This is a genomic window from Marinilactibacillus sp. Marseille-P9653 (assembly GCF_916618885.1).
GTDB lineage: Bacteria > Bacillota > Bacilli > Lactobacillales > Carnobacteriaceae_A > Marinilactibacillus.
The window spans coordinates 1,608,956-1,629,256 of record NZ_CAKAKH010000001.1 but is presented as its reverse complement, the minus strand read 5'-3'; the positions used below and the strand labels follow the sequence as shown (position 1 = coordinate 1,629,256).

Here is a 20,301-nt window from a genome sequence, read left to right as displayed (position 1 = left end):
GTGGGAACGTAGTAATTAGCGTTCCTGCCTTTTTTAGAGTCTGATACATACAAAAGCCTTTTTTTGTAATGACCAGCAAGATGGAATATGGTAAAATAATCCTGTATGACTGATGGAGGGAATAAGATGTTAGAACCTAAATATAAAAGAATTATTTTGAAATTAAGTGGAGAAGCATTGGCTGGAGACTCCGGTTTTGGTATACAACCTCCAACTATTGATGAAATCTGCCAAGAGATCAAAGAAGTACACGATCTAGGTATTGAAATGGCCATCGTTGTTGGGGGCGGAAACATATGGAGAGGCCATGTAGGCTCTGAAATGGGTATGGAACGTTCTCAAGCTGATTATATGGGTATGATTGCTACAGTGATGAACGCTTTAGCCTTACAAGATTGTCTTGAAAACAATGGCGTACCGACACGTGTTCAGACTTCTATCGAAATGAGACAAGTTGCTGAACCTTACATCCGTAGAAAAGCGATTCGTCACCTTGAAAAAGGTCGTGTGGTTATTTTTGCAGGTGGAATTGGTAGTCCGTATTTTTCAACAGATACCACTGCAGCTTTAAGAGCAGCCGAAATCAATGCTGATGTAATCATGATGGCTAAGAACAACGTTGACGGTATTTACTCAGCTGATCCGAATAAGGATGCGAATGCTGTTAAATACGAAAAACTGACTTATCTAGAAATCATCAATCAGTCACTACAAGTAATGGACACAACAGCTTCATCGTTAAGTATGGATAATGATATGCCACTAGTTGTATTCAATTTGAATGAAACAGGAAATATCAAAAGAGCAGTATTAGGAGAAAATATCGGAACAACCGTTAGGAGGACACATGATGAGTGATGCAATATTAAAAGACACACAATCAAGAATGAAAAAAGCAGAACAATCTTATGTACGTGAATTGGGTTCAATTAGAGCCGGAAGAGCGAATCCAAGCCTACTGAATAGAGTGAATGTTGAATATTATGGTGCAGAAACGCCATTGAATCAATTAGCTCAAATTTCAGTTCCTGAAGCTAGAGTACTGTTGATCACACCTTATGATCAAAGTTCAGTTGGAGACATTGAAAAGGCATTGAATCAGTCTGACATCGGTATTCCACCTTCAAGTGACGGAACAGTGATTCGTCTGGTTGTTCCAGCGCTTACTGAAGAGCGAAGAAAAGAAATTGCTAAGCAAGTAGGGAAAGAAGCAGAAAATGCTAAAATCTCTATTCGCAATATCCGCCGCGATGCAATAGATGCATTGAAAAAAGCAGAGAAAAATGGAGAGTTAACTAAAGACGATCTTCATGACTATGAAGAAGAAGTTCAAAAAGTTACCAATAGCAGTGTAGCTGCAATCGACAAATTATCTGCAGAGAAAGAAAAAGAAATTTTAGACGTATAAAAAAATGCAAGGAGATTTTTTATAAATCTTCTTGCATTCTTTGTTTTATTTACATAAAGTGAAGAACGGTTTATAGTTTATCAATAATATACTTATTGACTAATTTAGTCACAACGGTCGTAATAATTAACCCAATAATATATTTTTTAAGATTCTGTTTCATGCTAAAATGCCTCCTTAAGATTGTTCAAAGATATATTATAAATAGTATATCAAATAAAGAGCTGATTTAATAATCTAAAGATTCATAAAGGTGTTTGACCTTGTGTTTATGCTTAAATCTGTACGACAAAAAGAATCCTTATAGTAATTTTATATATTTGATGTGGTAATTTAAAGGATTATTTACTACAATAGAATAGATGTATATTGAATACTTGGAGGTTTTGATGTGGGAGATCAACCACAATTCATTAAAGATAATAAATTTATTCCAGATCACGTTGCTGTTATTATGGATGGTAACGGTCGCTGGGCGCAAAATACAGGGAAAGACCGTAAAGAAGGTCATCAAGAAGGTATGGAAGCGATTAGACGTGTCTCAATACGCGCGAGTGAAAGAGGCGTCAAAGTCTTGACCTTGTATGCTTTTTCTACTGAGAACTGGAAGAGACCACCACAAGAAGTGAAATTTCTTATGCAGCTGCCTGTTAATTTCTTTGATCGCTTTGTTCCTGAACTTCAGGAGAACAATATTAAAGTAAATATGATAGGATTCAAGGATAAAGTACCTGGTCCAACCAAACGTTCAATTGAAAAAGCAATCAGTGAGACTAAGGACAATACAGGTATGATTCTAAATTTCGCCTTCAACTATGGTGGAAGATCGGAGATTGTTGAAGCCACTAAATCTGTAGTAGATAAAGTCTTGAGCGGAGAATTGAGTAGAAAAGATATCACAGAAGACGTATTGCAAGGTGAACTGCTTACACGTTCGATACAGCCTTATGATGAGGTTGATTTGTTGATCAGAAGTAGCGGAGAACAAAGGTTAAGCAATTTTCTACTCTGGCAAAATGCCTATAGTGAATTTTATTTTTCAAAATTATTCTGGCCAGATTTTACAGGAGATATTCTAGATGAAGCTTTACTAGACTATCAAAATAGAAGCCGTCGCTACGGAGCACTTTAAAAAAAGAAATTCAGGAGGAGACGGATGGTACAACGTTCTTTAACAGCCATTATCGCATTATTATTTTTTGTACCGATCATCTGGATCGGTTCATGGGTATTAGAAGCATTCATTGTTTTATTAGCCATTACAGCTCTAATAGAAATACATCAGATGAAAGGGATTGATCCAATATCGATTCCGACAGGTGTATCTTCACTAGCTCTGATTTACATTATCTTATATTCACGTATCCATGAGCTTTTGCCGGAATTGTCTCAGAGCGGTTCAGTTTTCGCATTATTCATTGTTCTTTTATTAGGACTCACCTTGATCATTAAAGATTATACGATTGAAGATGTCGGTGTTTCTTTCATGGGCATACTCTATTTAGGTACAGGATTCCATTCTTTTATATTGACTAGAGAAAACAATCTTCACTTACTCATTTTATCTTTGATTATCATCTATTCTACAGATACAGGAGCATATCTGGTTGGTAGAAAAATAGGGAAGCATAAATTAGCGCCGTCTATTTCGCCTAATAAAACTGTAGAAGGATCTATTGGCGGGGTAGTGATTTCACTACTAATATCTATTATTTACTTGTTGTTTTTCCCTTCGGCGTATTCATTAATCGTCGTCATTCCATTAATTGTTATTCTTTCTGTAGCTGGTCAGATTGGTGATTTAATTGAATCTGCAATCAAACGACACTTTGGAACAAAAGACTCTGGGAATATTCTTCCCGGACACGGTGGGATTTTTGATCGATTTGATAGTTTGATATTTGTTTTATCCGTGATATTTATTATGGGATTGGTTTAATCGTAGATCTTAAAGGAGAATAGAGATGATTCAAAATATATTGGTCTTTTTACTAGTATTCGGAATAATCGTTGTTGTTCATGAATTTGGACATTTTTACTTTGCCAAAAGGGCTGGTATTCTGGTCAGAGAATTTTCGATTGGATTTGGACCAAAAATCTTTTTCCATAGAAAAGGAGAAACAACCTATACAATCAGACTACTACCAGTTGGTGGATATGTCAGGATGGCTGGATATGAAGAAGAGGCCGACCTAAGAGCAGGTATGCCGGTTTCTCTGTTTATGAATAAACAGAATCAAGTTGAAAAAATAGATATACAAAATAAAGTTCAAAACGTAGACAGTTTGCCAATCGAAGTCACTAGCTTTGATCTTGAAGATCAGTTGTTTATTGCTGGGAGAGCCGAAGGACAAGAAGACATTCAAACTTTTGCTGTTTCTGAAACAGCTCTTTTAGTAGAAAAAGATGGAACGATTCTTCAGATAGCACCTAGAAAACGTCAATTCCAATCAGCGTCACTTCCTAATAGAATGTTGACCAACTTTGCTGGACCATTAAATAACTTTATCTTGTCAATCGTAGCCTTTATACTGCTGGCCTTTATACAAGGAGGCGTACCATCACAAGAAGCTCTCATCGGAAACGTTTCACCTGATACGCCAGCTGCAGAAGCGGGACTTGAGGATGGCGATAGAGTGCTCTCAATCGATGGAACAGAAGTAGAATCATGGAGAGAAATGGTAACGGTGATTTCAGCTTCACCTGATACTGATCTTGATTTCGAAGTAGAAAAAGCTGACGGAACAATTTCAGAAACAATCGTTACGCCTGAAGTCAGAGAAGGTTCGGAAGGTGCTTTGATTGGAATTGAAGCTTCTTTTGATTCATCTTTTTGGAGCAAAATTCGTTATGGATTCACACAACCCTTGTCTATTGTGATACAGATTCTTACGATTCTCGGTTCATTTTTAACCGGTGGATTCAGTCTCGACCAATTAGGAGGACCGGTTGCAATTTATGCGACAACTCAGACAGTTGTTCAAAATGGCTTATTTGGTATTGTAAGCTGGATAGGATTCTTGAGTGTTAACTTAGGTATTATGAACCTTTTACCAATACCCGCTTTAGATGGCGGTAAGTTGCTACTCAATATTGTGGAAGGCATCCGGAAAAAGCCGATCAGCGAAGAAAAGGAAGGCATTATTACGCTTATTGGCGTAGGCTTCTTACTTGTTCTGATGTTAGCTGTCACGTGGAACGATATTCAAACATTTTTCTTAAATTAGTATTTGAAGGAGACAAAAATAATGAAACAATCAAGGATTTTTGCGCCAACACTTAGAGATACACCAAATGATGCGGATGTTATCAGTCATCAATTATTACTCAGAGCAGGATATATCAGACAGATCTCGTCTGGTATTTATACTTATCTTCCACTAGCGAACCGTGTTCTTGAAAACATCAAGTCTATTATTAGAGAAGAAATGGATAATATCGATGGATCAGAGATGCTACTTCCAACCTTAATTCCTGCAGATCTATGGAAAGAGTCAGGAAGATACGAAACTTATGGAGAAGACCTGATCAAATTACAGGATCGTCACGAAAGAGACTTTATCCTGGGACCTACGCATGAAGAAACGTTTACGAGCTTGATCAGAGATGAGATCAAGTCATATAAAAAACTACCTTTAATGCTTTATCAATTCCAAACGAAATTCCGCGATGAAAAAAGACCGAGATTTGGCTTAATGCGTGGTCGTGAGTTTATCATGAAAGATGCTTACACATTCCACGATAGTTATGAAAGTCTGGATGAGTCGTATAATGCAATTTCTCAAGCCTACTCTAATGCGTTCACAAGAATTGGATTAAACTTCCGTTCAATCATCGGTGATGCTGGAGCAATGGGTGGAAAAGATTCTATCGAGTTTATGGCTTTAGCTGATTCTGGTGAAGATGTTGTTGTGTATTCAGATTCCAGCGATTATGCTGCAAATCTAGAGATGGCTACAAGCTTGTACAAATCTGCTCCTAAAACAACTGTCCAACATGGAAAAGAATTAGTTGATACACCAGATACAAAAACAGTAAGTGATGTTGCAGCGTTCTTAGGTGTCAACTTGGATCAAGTATTGAAATCTGTTCTTTACGTAACCAACGATGAAAGACCTGTTTTAGCGATTGTTCGTGGAGACCATGAAGTGAATGAAGTGAAATTACGTACGGTTGTAGAAGCTCAAGAAGTGGAGCCAGCTTCAGAAGAGCAGATCACCACAATCTTCAAGACAGTAGCGGGTTACGTTGGACCGGTGGATTTGACGGAAGAAGTAACTGTCGTAGCTGATTTGTATGTTCAAGATATTTCAAATGCTGTTTCTGGAGCGAATCAAGAAGGCAAACACTATAAAAACGTTAATCCTGGAGAAGATTTCAAACCAGATCACTACGCCGACATTCGAATCGTAGCTGAGAATGAATTAGCCCCTGACGGCGAAGGAAGACTACAATTCACAAGAGGAATTGAAATTGGTCACATTTTCAAGTTAGGTACACGTTACTCAGAATCAATGAATGCAACTGTGCTTGATAATAACGGAAGACAAACGCCTGTAATCATGGGTAGTTACGGTATTGGGGTCAGTCGTCTTTTATCTGCTGTTGCGGAACAGTATGCAGATGAAAAAGGACTTGTATGGCCAAAAGCCATCGCACCGTTTGATGTACACATCATTCCGATTCAAATGAAAGATGACGCGCAAAGAGAATTAGCGCAGGAATTGTATGAAGTTCTTGAAAAAGAACAGTTATCTGTACTGATTGATGATAGAATAGAACGTCCAGGCGTTAAATTCAAAGATGCTGAACTGATTGGTATTCCTGTTAGGATAACTGTTGGTAAAAAAGCTTCTGAAGGGATCGTAGAAGTGACTTTCAGAAAAAGTGGAGAAATGGTTGAAATCATGAAAGATGATCTTATGGACACATTAAGTATTTTAAATCATAATAAATAAAAATATATCAGGAGAAACCAGAGTAGTTGTTAAAGACTTTCTACTACGAAGAGAGTGTCTTATAGGATTTTGGCTATAAGACACCTACTTTTCGGTGGAAAGGATTTTAAACTTATGAAAGGATTCTCCTTTTATTTGTCACTACGTTTCAGGAAAGAAGGCAAGTATTTTGAGTTTAAATCAATCGGAATTATTCAAGACACTTCTTGAACAAATCAATTTTCATCCTACACCAGATCAGAATCTTGTTCTTGGTAATGGAGAAGTCGAATCAGTCGTTGTCCGCAAACAGTCGAAAGTATGGCACATAACCTTAAAATTTCCAGATATTTTACCTTTTGAGACGTTTATTCAATTAAAAGATAATCTTCAAAGAGGATTCAAAGAAATCGCAGAAATTCAATTGTCTATTACAACAGAGAATCCAAATATTACGGAAGAAAAGTTGGTTCAGTACTGGAAAGCTGCTTGTCAAGCCAGTGAAATCGACTCTCCTTTGTGTAATGATATGTTTGAAAATGGCTATCCCGTTTTAAATGGTAAAAAAGCTTTATTTTATATTGAACATGAGCTGACTAAAGAAAAATTCTCAGAAGAGTTTTTCCCTAAAATCGAAGCACAATATATCAAAATGGGTTTTCCTAAACAGTTCAAAATTGTGCCTATGGTTGATGAAAAATTAAGCGATGAAAAGTTAACTGCATTTAAACTTCAAAAAGAAGAAGAGGACTTACAACTTGCTGAACGACTAACTAAAAATATCGAACAGGCTACAATCAATAAAGAAAAGAAAAAAGATTCTGCTCCTTCAGGTCCAATCAAATTAGGTAGAAATATTCAAAATAATGAACCTGTTAAACAAATGAGTGAAATTTTTGAAGAAGAACGAAGTGTGACAATAGAAGGATACGTGTTTGATGTTGAAGTAAGAGAACTCAGATCTAAACGTAAACTACTGATATTTAAAGTAACAGATTATACTTCTTCTTTCACTTGTAAGAAATTTTCCAATAATGCCACTGATGAAGAAATTTTTGAGAGTTTCAAAAAGGGTATGTGGTTAAAAGTCAGAGGGAGTGTTCAAGAAGATACCTTCATGAGAGATCTTGTGGTGAATGCTCAAGATATACAGGAGACAAACCATGAATCACGAAAAGACACGGAACCAGCTGACGAAAAAAGAGTTGAATTACACGCGCATACGACGATGAGTCAGATGGATGCTACTGTTAGTGCTACAGACTTAGTTGAACAAGCAGCTAGATGGGGACATAAAGCCATTGCTATAACGGACCACGGCGTTGCCCAGTCTTATCCAGATGCCCATTCTGCAGGTAAGAAAAACAATGTCAAGGTCATCTACGGGTTAGAAGCTAATTTAGTAGATGATGGTGTTCCAATTGCTTACAATGCTGTCGAGGAAGACCTTCAAGAAGCTACTTATGTTGTATTCGATGTGGAGACAACAGGTTTGTCGGCTATCTACGATAATATTATTGAGTTAGCTGCTGTGAAGTTGCATAAAGGAAATGTCATTGGAGAGTTCCAGGAATTCATAGATCCAGGACACCCTTTGTCAGATACGACAATTAATCTGACCGGAATCACGGATGATATGGTTAGAGGATCAAAAACAGAAGCCGAAGTTTTAGAAGGCTTTAAGGCGTTTAGTGAAAACACCATACTTGTCGCACATAATGCAAGTTTCGATATGGGCTTCTTGAATACTGCGTATCAGAAAAATGATATGCCCGTAACTAAACTACCTGTAATCGATACGCTTGAACTTTCTAGATTTCTTCACCCAACATTTAAAACACATCGACTAAATACTTTAGCTAAACGTTATGGTGTCGCGCTAGAGCAACATCACCGTGCAATCTATGATGCCGAAACAACGGCTCATTTACTCTGGGCGTTTTTAAAAGAAGCAGCCGAAGAATTTTCAATCGAGTCTCATCATCAATTAAATGATTATATGGGACAAGGGGACGCGTATAAAAGAACGAGACCTAGCCATGTAACCATACTGGCTCAATCTCAAAAAGGATTAAAAAATCTCTTCAAACTGATTTCAGCTTCACTTACAGAGTATTTTTATCGTGTACCACGAGTACCACGTTCTTTACTAGAAAAGTATAGAGAAGGACTGATCGTTGGTTCTGGATGTGCGCAAGGTGAAGTATTCGAGGCTATGATGCAAAAAGGTTATGACGAAGCTAAAAAGTTAGCACATCATTATGACTATCTTGAAATCATGCCGAAAGGTGCTTATGATCATTTACTAGATAGAGAAATGGTTAATAGTGAGAAAGATTTGGAGGATATTTTATCGAATATCGTTCAAATTGGTAAAGAACTAGATATTCCTGTAGTTGCTACAGGAAATGTTCACTATTTAAATCCAGAAGATTCTATTTATAGAGATATTTTACTGGAAACTTTAAATAAGGGCGGATTCAAGAAGTCAAAAAATCCAACTGTTCATTTCAGAACCACCGGTGAAATGTTGGAAGACTTATCGTTCTTAGGAAAAGATATTGCGAAACAAGTTGTTGTAACCAATAGTCAAATGATTGCGGATAAAGTTGAAGACGGTATTTCACCAGTAAAACAAGACTTGTTTACTCCAAAAATGGAAGGATCAGAGCAAGAAATTCGTGATATGAGTTATAACGAGGCGCATCGGTTATATGGAAACCCACTTCCAGAGATTATAGAAAAACGTCTTGAAAAAGAGCTGGATAGTATTATCGGAAATGGATTTTCCGTCATTTATTTGATTTCACAAAAACTGGTTCATAAAAGCGTGAGCGATGGATACTTGGTAGGTTCTAGGGGGTCAGTAGGGTCAAGCTTTGTAGCGACGATGACAGGGATAACAGAAGTAAATCCTATGCCACCTCATTATCGTTGCCCAGAATGTCAGTATTCTGAATTCTTCACAGAAGGAGAAATAGGTTCTGGCTTCGATTTACCTCCTAAAAAATGTCCGCACTGTGAAGCTCAACTCGTTACCGATGGTCAAGATATCCCATTTGAGACGTTTTTAGGTTTCAATGGAGATAAGGTACCCGATATTGATTTGAACTTTTCAGGAGAATATCAGTCTAAAGCGCATCATTATACAAAAGAACTTTTTGGAGATGAATATGTCTACAAAGCGGGAACAATTGGAACGATTGCAGACCGAACTGCTTTCGGATTTGTAAAAGGGTATGAACGAGATAATCAGATGACGATTCGTTCGGCTGAAATCGATAGACTGGCTAAAGGTGTGACAGGTGTTAAAAGAACAACGGGTCAACACCCTGGAGGTATCATCGTTATTCCGGAATATATGGATGTGTATGACTTTTCTCCAATCCAATATCCAGCAGATGATCAAGATGCTAATTGGAAAACAACGCATTTCGATTTCCATTCTATCCATGACAATGTATTGAAACTCGATATACTTGGTCATGATGATCCGACAATGATCAGAATGCTACAGGATTTGTCAGGAATTGATCCTGTTACCATCCCACCAAATGATCCTGGCGTCATGAAATTGTTCAGTGGTACAGAAATTCTTGGTGTAGATGAAAGTCAGATCTTTTCTAAAACAGGAACGTTAGGTGTACCAGAATTTGGTACGAGATTTGTTCGTCAGATGCTTGAACAGACGAAACCGACGACCTTTGCAGAATTATTACAGATATCCGGACTTTCTCATGGTACGGATGTGTGGCTCGGTAATGCTGAAGAATTGATTAGACAACAAGACATTCCTTTAGCAGATGTTATCGGATGTCGGGATGACATCATGGTTTATCTGCAGCATAAAGGGATCGAAGACAGTATCGCGTTCCAGATCATGGAGCATGTGCGTAAAGGTAAAGGTATACCCGATGAGTGGCAAGTGATCATGAGAGAGAACAACGTTCCCAAATGGTACATTGATTCTTGTTTGAAGATCAAGTATATGTTCCCGAAAGCCCATGCGGCAGCCTATGTCTTAATGGCACTTCGAGTCGCTTACTTTAAAGTTCATCACCCACTTTATTATTATGCAGCTTATTTTTCTGTTAGAGCCAGCGATTTTGATCTTCAGGCAATGACACAAGGAAAAGCTTCTATAAAAGCAAGAATGAAAGAAATTACGGATAAAGGTTTGGACGCATCAACAAAAGAGAAAAACTTGTTGACGGTGCTTGAACTCGCAAACGAAATGGTAGAGCGTGGCTATGAATTCAAAATGGTTGATGTTGAAAGATCACATGCTTCAGACTTTTTGATTGAAGATAATGCTTTGCTTGCACCCTTTAGATGTATTCCATCTTTAGGTGGTAACGTCGCAAATGCAATCGTGGATGCTAGACAGGCTAGTCCATTTCTATCCAAAGAAGACTTGTCTAAGAGAGGGAAAGTCTCTAAAACGGTCATTGAATATATGGATGTTAATGGCGTCTTAACTCATCTTCCTGATGAAAATCAATTGTCTTTGTTTGATATCTAGTAAGATAAGAAAATGAGCAAGCTGTTGAAACCGCTACTTGTTCTCTACAGAGGAGCGCACACAAGTTGCGTGAGCAATCTATTTATGCTAAAATAACTAGTGTGTAAAGGAATATTCTTCGAGAGTGAGCGTATCCCGCTCACTCTTTTTAATGAAAAATTTAACAATCAACTATTGAGAGGAGATGCTTTTTGAGTACAGTAGATAAAGTAACAGCTATTGCCGATCCAGTTGCTGCAGAATTGGGTTATGAATTAGTAGATGTGGAGTATGTCAAAGAAGGTAAGAACTGGTTTTTACGGTTATATATCGACAAAGATAGTGGCATAGATCTCGACGATTGTACTCGTTTCAGTGAGAAGATCGGCGAAACTCTGGATTCACAGAAAACGGATCCTATTCCGCATCCATATTATCTAGAAGTGTCTTCACCTGGTGCTGAGCGCCCTTTGAAAAAAGACCAAGATCTAAGAGATGCTGTTGAAAAATATGTTCATGTATCATTGTATCAGCAGATCGATGGAGAAAACATCTTTGAAGGGACTTTGAAAGAAGTTACAGACGATAGTATTAAACTTGTAATCAGAATCAAGACAAGAGAAAAAGAACTCACTATCGAAAGAGCCAATATTGCGAAAGCAAGATTAGCAATCAAATTTTAACACCAGATGATCTATAACGGAATTCAGATAAATCATTCATAAGTAAGGGAGTAGTAAAATGAGTAAAGAATTAGCGGCAGCCCTAGAAACGCTTGAAAAAGAAAAAGGCATTTCCAAGGAAATCGTAGTAGATGCATTAGAAGCCGCATTGGTTTCTGCTTACAAGAGAAACTACGGGACTTCTCAAAACGTAGAAGTTGTTTTTGATGATGACAATGGTGAAATCAAAGTATATCAAGTTAGAGAAGTATCTGAAGAAGTTTACGATTCTCAGTTAGAAATCAGTTTGACAGATGCTTTGGAAATAAACAAAGCTTACGAAGTCGGAGACGAGATTCGCTTTGAAGTCACACCAAAGAATTTCGGTAGAATTGCAGCTCAAACAGCAAAACAAGTCATCATGCAGAGAATGCGCGAAGCAGAACGTTCTATCGTTTATAACGAGTACATTGAATATGCTGATGATCTTATGACAGGAACAGTTGAAAGACAAGATAATCGCTTTATTTATATCAACCTAGGTAAAGTTGAAGCTGTTTTATCTAAGCGTGATCAAATCGAGAATGAGCGTTACAACACACACGACAGAATCAAAGTTTATGTGAGTAATGTAGAAAATTCTACTAAAGGACCTCAAGTCTTTGTAAGTAGAACACACCCAAATCTGATCAAACGTCTATTTGAACAAGAAGTTCCTGAAATATTTGATGGAACAGTAGAAATTATTTCAATTGCACGTGAAGCAGGAGACCGTTCTAAAATTGCTGTGATGTCACGTGACGAAAACGTTGATCCAGTTGGAACTTGTGTTGGACCTAAAGGTGCTCGTGTACAAGCAATCGTAAACGAGTTAAATGGTGAAAACATGGATATCGTCGAGTGGGACGAAGATCCAGCTGTCTTTATTAAAAATGCATTGAACCCAGCGCAAGTTGTTGAAGTCATGTTTGATAAAGAAAACAAAAGCTGCGTGATCGTTGTTCCAGATTACCAACTGTCTCTAGCCATTGGTAAAAGAGGACAAAATGTTCGTTTAGCTGCTAAACTGACTGGTTTCAAGATTGATATCAAATCAGAAAGTGATATGGAAGAAGTATCAGAAGAACTGACAAATGATTCATTCTTTGAAGCGCTAAACGAAGGTGAAGAAGTTGCAGAGCAAGAAGTGGATGCATTGGAAAATGCTGAAGATTCGTTTTTTGAAGCGACTGAAGGTGTTGAAGTTGAAGATATCGACGATATTCAAGCATCCGCATCTGAAACGGTTAATTCTGATGTTTATGCTAACGAAGCACCAGATATGGATCAGCCGGGGGAACCTGTCGAAGATACTGATTTTGAAGAAGGCGAATTAAATCCAGAAGACATGGAAGATATGATTGAATACGCTGAACAACGTGACGGCATGGATGAAGAGTTAGACTCTACTGCGTCAATGGAAGAAATTCAGGAAATAACTCAAGATACTGATGAAGATGAAGAATCGTTTTAATTTATTCGACTGAAAAGCTTGTTTGAGTTATGATATAGATAATATTAATGATTTAAAGAGTTATCATTAAAGGTGGGATGACTATGCGGCAACGTAAAGTACCAATGAGAAAATGTGTTGCATCCAATGAAATGAAACCAAAAAAAGATATGGTACGTGTTGTCAGAGACAAAGAAGGAACAGTGTCTCTTGACCCTACTGGCAAGCAGAATGGAAGAGGTGCCTATATCTCACTTGATCCTGAATTAGTGAAAAAGGCTCAAAGCAAACAAATGCTGAACCAGGCACTGAATGCTAAGGTTGAAGACACTTTTTACGAAGAACTGCTTGAGTATGTAGAGTATCAGAAGGCTAGAATGGAACTGAAAAATGGATAATGTACAAAAAAGTCTAAACTTATTAGGCTTGGCACAGCGTTCGGGTAACCTGATTTCAGGGGAAGCGATCGTTCTCAATGCAGTTAGAAGTCGTCAAGCAAAGATTGTCATATTGGCATCTGACGCTAGTGAAAATACCAAAAAGCAATTTTTGAATAAATGTGAGCACTATAGTATCCCAGTACGAGAAGATTTCGATAGAAACGCGATATCAAACGCTATTGGGAAAATACGAACAGTCGCTGCCATTACAGACGGAGGATTTGCACGGTCCCTTCAAAAATTGCAATAATAGGAATAGGAAGGTGATTGCATGGGCAAAAAACGCGTCTATGAATTCGCAAAAGAAAAGAATATCGAAAGTAAGCAGATTATCGAAAAAGCAAAAGAGCTTGGTATCGATTATAAAAGTCATATGTCTTCTATGGATGACGGAGATGTTGATAAATTGAGTAAGGCTTTCACTCAAACAAGTCAACCATCTGCTTCAAGCAAGCCAGCAAATAATCAAGCAAATAAAGTACCGAAACAAACAAACCGTTCTAATTCAAACAATACTAACAACTCTGTCAGAAAACCAGCTGCTAATCAGAACGGAAACCAGAATGGTACTGACAAATCTCAGAACAGTAAAGGACAAAACAAAATACAATCTCAAAATAGAGCACCAAAAAAATCGAATACTGATTCGAAGAAATCAACTACTGATAACAAAAAATCAGCACCACAAGCTAAGGCGGCTCCAGCAGTTCAAAAGAGAACAACTGATGAGCAACAAAAACAACAGTTCCAGCAATCTAATAAAAGAAACTCTCGTCAGCACCGCGGCATTAACGGTGGACCAGCAGGCGGAAGAAGACGTAAAGGCAAGAAAAATCATCAACCTTCACAAGTTCCAGCGACTCCACGTAAAAACAAAGAGTTGCCTAAAGTACTTGAGTATACAGATGGAAATACAGTAGCGGAAATTGCTAAAAAAATTCACCGTGAACCAGCTGAAATCGTGAAAAAACTGTTTATGATGGGTGTAGTCGCAACACAAAACCAATCACTTGATAGTGAAACGATTGAATTACTTGCTTCTGATTATGGAATTGAAACAGAAGAAAAAGTTCAGGTTGATTTAACAGATTTCGATACATTCTTCAACAAAGAAGTTGTAGAAGAAAATCTTGTTACTCGTCCAGCAACAGTAACCATCATGGGTCACGTTGACCACGGTAAAACGACTTTACTAGATACATTGCGTAATACAAATGTAACTGGTGGAGAAGCTGGGGGAATCACTCAGCATATCGGTGCTTATCAAGTGGAAGAAAAGGGCAAGTTGATCACTTTCTTGGATACTCCTGGACATGCTGCGTTTACAACAATGCGTGCTAGAGGGGCAGATATCACAGATATCGCAATAATCGTTGTTGCTGCAGATGATGGTGTTATGCCTCAGACGGTTGAAGCAATCAATCATGCTAAAGCTGCTGAAGTACCAATCATTGTTGCGGTAAATAAAGTCGACAAACCTGGAGCAAATCCAGATCGAGTTATGCAAGAATTAACTGAATACGAACTTGTTCCAGAAGACTGGGGCGGCGATACGATTTTCGTTCAAATCTCAGCTCTATTCAACAAAAACCTAGATGAATTATTAGATATGGTTTTACTTGTAGCAGAAGTTGAAGAATTGAAAGCAGATCCTACACGTCAATCAATCGGATCTGTTATCGAAGCAAGACTTGATAAAGCTAAAGGACCTATTGCTACATTACTTGTTCAAGAAGGTACACTTTCTCAAGGAGATCCAATCGTAGTTGGTAACACATTTGGTCGCGTGCGTACGATGACAAATGATAAGGGACGTAGAGTTAAATCTGCCACACCTTCAACGCCGGTTGAGATCACTGGTTTGAACGCTACACCACAAGCTGGAGATCGTTTTGTAGTCTTTGAAGACGAAAAAACAGCTAGACAGGTTGGAGAATCAAGAGCAATTGTTGCAACTGAAGCTAACCGTTCTAAAATGAATAAAGTCACCCTTGAAAACTTATTTGAAAGTCTTGAAGAAGGCGAAATCAAAGAAGTGAATGTTATCGTTAAAGCGGATGTACAAGGTTCAGTAGAAGCACTAGCTTCAAGTCTGAAGAAAATTGAAGTAGAAGGCGCGAAAGTGAACATTATTCACACTGGAGTTGGTGCAATCAACGAAAGTGATGTCACATTAGCATCTGCTAGTTCTGCGATCGTAATCGGATTTAACGTTCGTCCTACGGTTCAAGCAAAAGAAAGTGCTTCTCGTGAAGAAGTAGATATCAGAACACACCGTGTAATCTACAATGCTATCGATGAGATCGAAGCTGCGATGACAGGTATGCTAGATCCAGAATTTGAAGAACAAGTTACGGGTCAAGCAACAGTTCGTGAAACGTATACTGTTTCAAAAGTTGGAACGATTGCAGGATGTTTCGTCAGCGATGGCGTTATCAAACGTAGTAGTTCTGTACGTCTAGTTCGTAATGGAATCGTTCAGTTCGAAGGCGAACTGTCTAGTCTGAAACGCTTCAAAGACGACGCGAAAGAAGTTAGAACTGGTTTTGAATGTGGTATTACAATTGAAGGATACAACGATATTAAAGTAGACGATGTTGTTGAAGCATTCGAAATGGTTGAAATTGAAAGAAAATCCTAATATGATGGTATCAGCCATCAAAGATGATGGATTGAACTAGAAGACATATATAAGGATAGGTGAGCAAATATGCCAAATTATCGAGTTGGGCGAGTCTCCCAAGAAATTCAAAAAGAAATCAACGATATTATGCAAAAGCGAGTAAGAGACCCTCGTGTTCAAGGAATCACGATAACAGATGTTGAAGTTACCGGAGACCTACAACAAGCTAAAGTATATTATAGTACGTTGAAAGATGATGAAAAGACAGTTACTGATACTCAAGAAGGCTTAGAAAAAGCTAAAGGTTTGATCAGAAAAGAACTTGGAAGTCGTCTGTCTATTCATAAAACACCAGAATTATTTTTTGCTCGTGATGAATCCGTAGCTTACGGTAGTCATATTGATGAATTATTGAATCAATTAAAAAAAGAAGATTGATCCAACATTCATTTGAATAAAAGATCAAATCGAATCATAATTGATTGAAGTGGAAAGAGAGTCAACTGTCTTAACTGGCAGTGATTCTCTTTTTCCACGTTCAATCACTTTACATAGAGATATGCTATAATAGAAACATTGAGTATTGGAGGAATGGGCATGGAGGGGATCATACCTTTATGGAAAGAAAAAGGCATGACAAGTCATGATTGTGTATATAAACTGAGAAAAATACTGAAGACTAAAAAGGTCGGCCATTCTGGCACACTGGATCCAGATGTAGAAGGTGTATTGCCTATTGCTATTGGTAAAGCGACAAAAGTACTAGAATATATGGTGAATACGGGTAAAACATATGAAGGTGAAGTAACATTAGGTTATTCTACGACTACTGAAGACCGTTCAGGAGAAATAGTTGATAGACAAGAGGTAGATCTTGAATTGTCACTGGAAGCGATCGATAAAGCTATTACATCTCTAACAGGAGAAATCACACAAACCCCACCAATGTATTCAGCAGTGAAAGTGAACGGAAAAAGGTTGTATGAATACGCTCGAGCTGGAGAAGTGATTGAGAGACCTTCGAGACAAGTGACCATTCATAGTTACGAAAGAACGTCAGATGTCGTTATAGATGAAGAGCAAAAGACCCTTTCGTTCAAATTTAAAGTTTCTTGTAGTAAAGGGACGTATATTCGTACGTTAGCCGTTGATACAGGTGCCTTGCTGGACTATCCAGCGCATATGTCTGATCTAAGGCGAACAGAGAGCGGAGGCTATCAGTCAGCTCAGGCGGTCACTTTAAGCCAAGTGCAAGAAGCAGTAGATGAAAATAAGCTTTCAGCTATATTGAATCCTCTAGAATCTGCATTAACATCTTTCCCTTCACACCACCTTTCTGAAGAGGAATGGAGCAGAGTGAAAAATGGGACAGTATTCATGAAATCAGAGTTGCCTGTTTTTTCAGAATTTCCAATTATTTTTTATAAAGACAGCAAAGCTGTTGCAATTTATTCAGAGCATCCAACAAAATTAGATAGGATCAAACCAATCAAAGTATTGAGAACAGAAGTGTAGGTGAACGTATGAAAATTATTAAGATCCATCATCCTTATGATCCATCAGCGATTTTTCCAGACGATATTGTATTAATATTAGGATTTTTTGATGGTATTCATAAAGGACATAAAGCCGTTATTGAAACAGGCGTAAAATTAGCAAAAGAAAAAGGGTTAAAAGCAGCTATGATGACGTTTAACCGCCATCCGGCATTTGTATATAGAAAATTTGACCCGGAGTATCACTATTACCTCACACCCATCAAGAGAAAAGAAGAATTACTTGAACAGACAGGGATTGATATTTTATATGAAGTCGATTTTACTTCAAGCTTTGGTACTTTAGCGCCACAAGAATTTGTAGATCAGTATATCGTTGGGTGGAATGCTAAGGCAGTCGTAGCGGGCTTTGACTATACGTATGGTAAAGCAGACATCGCGAATATGGATAATCTAAGTCAGTTTGCTAAAGGTCGATTTGAAATTCATCAAGTGCAAAAACAACTAGCTTCTGAACAAAAAATTAGTTCTACTCGTATCAGAAAATGTATTGTAGAAGGCAACATGAACGAAGCAAATGATCTTTTAGGTTATATTTATGAAACTTCAGGCTTTGTCATCCATGGAGACGCTAGAGGGCGCACAATTGGCTATCCAACAGCAAATGTTTTATCAGATCCAGATGTCTTTATGCCGAGAATTGGTGTGTATGCTGTTAAGATGTTTGTGGATGACGTGTGGCATGATGGAATGGCTTCGATTGGTTACAACCCGACATTTGGTTATAGAAAAGATATTTCTGTTGAAGTAAACATTTTCGATTACAAAAAAGAAATCTATGGTGAAGATGTTCGAATCAAATGGGTTAAATACTTGAGAGATGAAGTGAAATATGAATCCAAAGAAGGATTGATTGATCAACTCATTCTTGATGAAAAAGAATCTAGAGCGATTTTATCAAAGGTCAAAATAAATCAAATTTAATAGTTGACAAGTTAAGGATCATTTGTTAAATTATAGTTGTGTTAGCACTCGGTTATGTCGAGTGCTAATTTAATGAAAGTGTTAAGGTAGAAGGCTTTTAAATCTCTACTATTAAATGATTGAAATTTTAGATGTCTCTAGCGTGCTTAGGGAGATGATGCACATGTTGACAAAGAGACAGTTGGCTATTTTGGAGACAATCATCAGGATATACACAACAACAAGTATGCCTGTTGGTTCAAAAAGATTAGTCGACGAAACAAATATCGATGCGAGTTCTGCAACGATTCGGAATGAAATGAGTTACCTTGAGAAAATGGGCTTTATCGAAAAGACGCATTCGTCTTCGGGTAGGGTACCTTCTTTGAAAGGTTATCGATTTTATGTCGATCATCTCATTCGTCCAAAAAAGGTCGAACAAGATCAGATTGTTATGATCAATAATACATTTGATAGTCATGTACGTCAGATGGATGATTTGTTTCATCAGTCCGCTCAATTATTGTCGCAGTTAACAAGTTACACAGCTTTCGTTCTTGGACCTCAAGGAAAGACGAGTAAATTGACTGGTTTCAGACTTGTATTACTGAACCATCAACAAGTTATGGCCATCATTCAAACGGATACGGGCGCAATAGAAAACACAGTTTTCCAGATTCCCGAACACGTCAATGAGTCAGATATCGAAAAAGTGACAAACATTTTTAACCAGCATTTAGTGGGAATATCGCTATATGAGGTTTATCAGAAACTTCAAAACGATATACCGCTGCTGGTCAACAAGTATGCTGCCACTGCTTCAGATATGTTGATGACCATTCAAACTGTCTTTGGTGAGTCACAAGAAGAACGGCTGCATGTTTCAGGGAAAATGAATCTACTTGATTTCACTGAAAACATGGATAGGAAAAAATTGAAGTCTTTGTATGAATTGCTGGATAACGATCTGGATCTGAACACGATTTTAAGTCGCGTAACAGAAGATTTTGAAGTCAAGATCGGTAGTGAACTCAATCACGAATTGTTTGATGAATTCAGCTTAGTTACGGCTACTTACAAAGTAGACGGTCATGGGGACGGAATCATAGCTGTTCTCGGGCCGACAAGTATGCCTTACGACCAGACTTTTGGTGTATTAGAAGCATTCAGAAAGCAATTATCAGCTAATTTACTCAGATTTTATTTAGAATAATGTTTAAAGTGAGGGACTATATATGGAAGATAACAACGAAGAAATTTTAGATCAAGAAGTTGAAGCGACAGAAGATGAAACAGAACAAGTTGAACTTGATCCAGTACAAGAAGAACTTGAGAAAACAAAACAAGAACTAGAAGAAGTTCAAGACCGTTATATCCGACTTCAAGCAGAACTAGCAAACATTCAAAAGAGAAACCAGAGAGAAAGAGAACAAGCGACTCGCTACCGTTCTCAGGACCTGGCAAAGCAATTGTTACCAGCATTAGATAATATGGAACGTGCATTAACCATTGAAGTTGAAGATGAAGCTGGCAAAAACTTGAAAAAAGGGATTGAAATGGTTGTGGAAAGCATCAATCATGCGCTTAAGTCAGAAGGCATAGAAGTCATTGAAGCAGAAGGCCAGCCGTTTGATCCAAACTTCCACGAAGCATACACTCAAGTGCCTGCTCAAGAAGGTCAAGACAGCAATGTTGTTGCACAAGTATTTGAAAAAGGATATAAATTAAATGACCGTGTTTTACGTGCGGCGAAAGTAACCGTAACACTTTAATTGTTAA

The 20,301-nt window shown here is 37.8% G+C and carries 17 protein-coding genes; all 17 read left to right on the top strand.

Going from position 1 to position 20,301, the window contains the following annotated elements; genetic code table 11:
- Positions 1 to 126 precede the first annotated feature (126 nt).
- The 17 genes from pyrH to grpE all read left to right on the top strand — a co-directional run bounded on the left by pyrH (position 127) and on the right by grpE (position 20,294).
- Entirely contained in the window at positions 127 to 858 is a 732-nt protein-coding gene (gene pyrH, locus LG377_RS07985; RefSeq protein ID WP_225744141.1) for a UMP kinase, read from the top strand.
- Positions 851 to 1,408 (top strand): ribosome recycling factor, encoded by a 558-nt coding sequence (frr, locus tag LG377_RS07980; protein ID WP_225744140.1) that lies wholly within the window; start codon positions 851 to 853, stop codon positions 1,406 to 1,408. Before pyrH ends, frr begins: the two co-directional genes overlap by 8 nt.
- Before the next feature lie 391 nt (positions 1,409 to 1,799).
- Positions 1,800 to 2,540: an isoprenyl transferase gene (locus tag LG377_RS07975; protein WP_225744139.1), complete on the top strand. Its 741-nt coding sequence runs from the start codon at positions 1,800 to 1,802 to the stop codon at positions 2,538 to 2,540.
- Between the two features lie 24 nt (positions 2,541 to 2,564).
- Positions 2,565 to 3,347, top strand: a complete 783-nt coding sequence (locus LG377_RS07970) for a phosphatidate cytidylyltransferase (RefSeq protein WP_225744138.1) — start codon at positions 2,565 to 2,567, stop codon at positions 3,345 to 3,347.
- Between the two features lie 28 nt (positions 3,348 to 3,375).
- Positions 3,376 to 4,635, top strand: coding sequence for an RIP metalloprotease RseP (gene rseP, locus LG377_RS07965; RefSeq protein WP_225744650.1), 1,260 nt, complete (start codon positions 3,376 to 3,378; stop codon positions 4,633 to 4,635).
- A 21-nt stretch (positions 4,636 to 4,656) separates the two neighbouring features.
- Positions 4,657 to 6,366 (top strand): proline--tRNA ligase, encoded by a 1,710-nt coding sequence (locus tag LG377_RS07960; RefSeq protein WP_225744137.1) that lies wholly within the window; start codon positions 4,657 to 4,659, stop codon positions 6,364 to 6,366.
- A gap of 169 nt (positions 6,367 to 6,535) precedes the next feature.
- Positions 6,536 to 10,867 (top strand): PolC-type DNA polymerase III, encoded by a 4,332-nt coding sequence (locus tag LG377_RS07955; protein WP_225744136.1) that lies wholly within the window; start codon positions 6,536 to 6,538, stop codon positions 10,865 to 10,867.
- A gap of 191 nt (positions 10,868 to 11,058) precedes the next feature.
- Positions 11,059 to 11,529, top strand: coding sequence for a ribosome maturation factor RimP (gene rimP / locus LG377_RS07950; protein ID WP_225744135.1), 471 nt, complete (start codon positions 11,059 to 11,061; stop codon positions 11,527 to 11,529).
- Positions 11,530 to 11,587: 58 nt separating this feature from the next.
- Complete coding sequence (nusA, locus tag LG377_RS07945) at positions 11,588 to 13,021, top strand: transcription termination factor NusA (protein ID WP_225744134.1); 1,434 nt, start codon at positions 11,588 to 11,590, stop codon at positions 13,019 to 13,021.
- An 83-nt stretch (positions 13,022 to 13,104) separates the two neighbouring features.
- Positions 13,105 to 13,398 carry an RNase P modulator RnpM gene (rnpM, locus tag LG377_RS07940; protein ID WP_225744133.1) on the top strand — a complete coding sequence of 98 codons (294 nt, stop codon included), beginning with the start codon at positions 13,105 to 13,107 and terminating at the stop codon, positions 13,396 to 13,398.
- A complete protein-coding gene (locus LG377_RS07935; protein ID WP_225744132.1) occupies positions 13,391 to 13,690 on the top strand; it encodes a ribosomal L7Ae/L30e/S12e/Gadd45 family protein in 300 nt (99 codons plus the stop codon). Before rnpM ends, LG377_RS07935 begins: the two co-directional genes overlap by 8 nt.
- A gap of 21 nt (positions 13,691 to 13,711) precedes the next feature.
- On the top strand, positions 13,712 to 16,081 hold the full coding sequence (gene infB / locus LG377_RS07930; protein WP_225744131.1) for a translation initiation factor IF-2: 2,370 nt from the start codon (positions 13,712 to 13,714) through the stop codon (positions 16,079 to 16,081).
- A gap of 69 nt (positions 16,082 to 16,150) precedes the next feature.
- Entirely contained in the window at positions 16,151 to 16,501 is a 351-nt protein-coding gene (gene rbfA / locus LG377_RS07925) for a 30S ribosome-binding factor RbfA (RefSeq protein ID WP_225744130.1), read from the top strand.
- Positions 16,502 to 16,660: 159 nt separating this feature from the next.
- Positions 16,661 to 17,578, top strand: a complete 918-nt coding sequence (truB, locus tag LG377_RS07920; RefSeq protein ID WP_225744129.1) for a tRNA pseudouridine(55) synthase TruB — start codon at positions 16,661 to 16,663, stop codon at positions 17,576 to 17,578.
- 8 nt (positions 17,579 to 17,586) lie between these two features.
- Positions 17,587 to 18,543 carry a riboflavin biosynthesis protein RibF gene (gene ribF / locus LG377_RS07915; RefSeq protein ID WP_225744128.1) on the top strand — a complete coding sequence of 319 codons (957 nt, stop codon included), beginning with the start codon at positions 17,587 to 17,589 and terminating at the stop codon, positions 18,541 to 18,543.
- 163 nt (positions 18,544 to 18,706) lie between these two features.
- Positions 18,707 to 19,735, top strand: coding sequence for a heat-inducible transcriptional repressor HrcA (gene hrcA / locus LG377_RS07910; RefSeq protein WP_225744127.1), 1,029 nt, complete (start codon positions 18,707 to 18,709; stop codon positions 19,733 to 19,735).
- Between the two features lie 22 nt (positions 19,736 to 19,757).
- The gene (gene grpE, locus LG377_RS07905; protein ID WP_225744126.1) at positions 19,758 to 20,294 is read left to right on the top strand and encodes a nucleotide exchange factor GrpE; all 537 of its coding nucleotides are present in this window, start codon (positions 19,758 to 19,760) and stop codon (positions 20,292 to 20,294) included.
- Positions 20,295 to 20,301 lie beyond the last annotated feature (7 nt).